This is a genomic window from Paucibacter sp. XJ19-41 (assembly GCF_028462495.1).
Classification (GTDB): Bacteria; Pseudomonadota; Gammaproteobacteria; order Burkholderiales; family Burkholderiaceae_C; genus Roseateles_E.
In genome coordinates this window covers 1-1,815 of sequence record NZ_JAQOWX010000253.1, presented here as the reverse complement: position 1 = coordinate 1,815, position 1,815 = coordinate 1, and the positions used below count along the sequence as shown (strand labels likewise).

Sequence of the window (1,815 nt, the reverse complement as noted above, 5' to 3'; positions counted from 1 at the left end):
GGCGCTGCTGGCCGAGGCCAAGGCACTCGGCGTGCACGGCGTGGCCGCGCCCAGCGCGAACCGCTTCGGCCGCGTCAGCCCGACCCGCGCCGCCCATGTCGAGAGCGAGTTCGAGGGCCAGGTCTGGGTGCTGGACGGCGGTGATTGCGCGGTGGGCATTGAGTCCAGCATCGTCGACTGCAGCCGTGCCCATCCGGTGCTGCTGCGCCCCGGCGTGCTGACGCCGGCCCAGATCGAAGCGGCCGCCGGCGAGCCGCTGCGGGCACCCGATGCCCAGGCGCCGCGCGCCTCGGGCACCTTGGCGGCCCACTATGCGCCCAGCGCCGTGGTGCGCCTGCTCGATGCCGCCACCCTGGCCCAGCGTCTGGGCCAGCAACAATGGCCGGCGGGGCTGGCGGTATATTCGCGGACGCTGAGCCCGGTGCCCGGTCCGCTATGGCGGACCATGCCGGGCGATGCGGCGGCGGCGGCTCAGCAGCTGTTCGCCGTGCTGCGGGAGCTGGACGATGCCGGTGCCGGCGAGATCTGGATCGAGCTGCCGCCCCCCGATGTCGAATGGGACGGTGTGCGCGACCGGCTGTCGCGTGCGGCGGCGGCGTTCGAGTCCTGAGTTGAAGAGCAAGTTAGTCATGCCTGGAGTGTTCATGAAGATGTTGAAGCAAGCTGCGCACCGCCGCACGCTATTGGCCACGGCGGCCCTGGTGGCCGCGACCCTGGTGGCCGGCTGCGGTGGCGGCGGCGGGCAGATCGAGCCCTTTGCTCCCAAGCGCATCATGGCCTTCGGCGACGAGGCCAGCGTGATCACGACCGAGGGCAAGAAGTACACGATCAATGCGGTCGACGCCACCACCAGCGCGCTGCAGTGCGCCAACAACCCGATCTGGATCCAGTCGCTGGCCGCGACCTTCGGCCTGGTGTTTGCCGAGTGCAACCCGACCAACCAGACGGTACCGACCGGCAAGATCTACGCCCAGCCCGGCGCCACCGTGGCCGGCGTGAAGGCGCAGCTGGATACCTTCTTCGCCAGCGGCGGCTTCAACAGCAAGGACCTGGTGGCGGTGATGGCCGGCGCCAACGATGTGCTGGAGCTGTATCGTCAGTATCCCCAGCAAGGGGCCGACACCTTGAAGGCCCAGGCAGGGCAGCGCGGGCGTGAATTGGCCGATCAGGTCAACCGCATCGCCAATGCCGACGGCCGCGTCATCATTGCCACCCTGCCGAACCTGGGCGCGACGCCTTTTGCGCTGACCGAACGGGCCAACAAGCCCGACACCGACCGTGCCAAGCTGCTCACCGAGCTGACGACTGAGTTCAACACCCAGATGCGAGTCAGGCTGATCGATGATGGCCGTCTGATCGGTCTGTTGCTGATCGATGAAGAGGTGCGCCGCATTGTCGAAAATCCGGGTTATGGCGGGTTCGCAAATACAATCGATGCGGCCTGCCTGGCCACCGCGCCGGCGCCGGAGTGCAATACCAAGACCCTGGTCACCAATGCCAGCGGCGACACCTGGCTGTGGGCCACCAGCACCTTGATGAGCCCGGCCGGCCAGTCGCGCCTGGGCTCGCTGGCGGTCAGCCGCGCGGTCAGCAACCCCTTCTGATCAGGGGCGACCGGCAGCTGGGCGGTCCAGGTCCTGGACCGTCCACTGCAGCAAGGCGTCGAGTGCGCCGCGTGCCGACTGGGCACGCGGGTGGTTGATCAGCGCCACCAGCACATAGCGCCGGCCCGAGTCGGCCAGCACATCGCCGCCCAGCGCCACCACATCGCGCAGCGAGCCGGTCTTCAGGTGCGCGCGGCCGGCGGCCGCACCG

The 1,815-nt window shown here is 69.2% G+C and carries 3 protein-coding genes; 2 read left to right on the top strand and 1 reads right to left on the bottom strand.

The window, feature by feature from the left end; all coding sequences use genetic code 11:
* Nucleotides 1–610, top strand: a 610-nt coding sequence (locus PO768_RS28705) for an L-threonylcarbamoyladenylate synthase (protein ID WP_272648780.1), incomplete at its 5' end; no start/stop codon positions are given.
* Nucleotides 611–644: 34 nt separating this feature from the next.
* Nucleotides 645–1,604 (top strand): SGNH/GDSL hydrolase family protein, encoded by a 960-nt coding sequence (locus PO768_RS28700; protein WP_272648779.1) that lies wholly within the window; start codon nt 645–647, stop codon nt 1,602–1,604.
* Here the strand turns inward: PO768_RS28700 and PO768_RS28695 are convergent.
* Nucleotides 1,605–1,815, bottom strand: a 211-nt coding sequence (locus tag PO768_RS28695) for a D-alanyl-D-alanine carboxypeptidase (protein ID WP_272648778.1), incomplete at its 5' end; no start/stop codon positions are given.

Excerpts from the sequence above, each read along its gene's own strand:
- PO768_RS28700 (WP_272648779.1), top strand. The coding sequence starts at position 645 with ATGAAGATGTTGAAGCAAGCTGCGCACCGCCGCACGCTATTGGCCACG.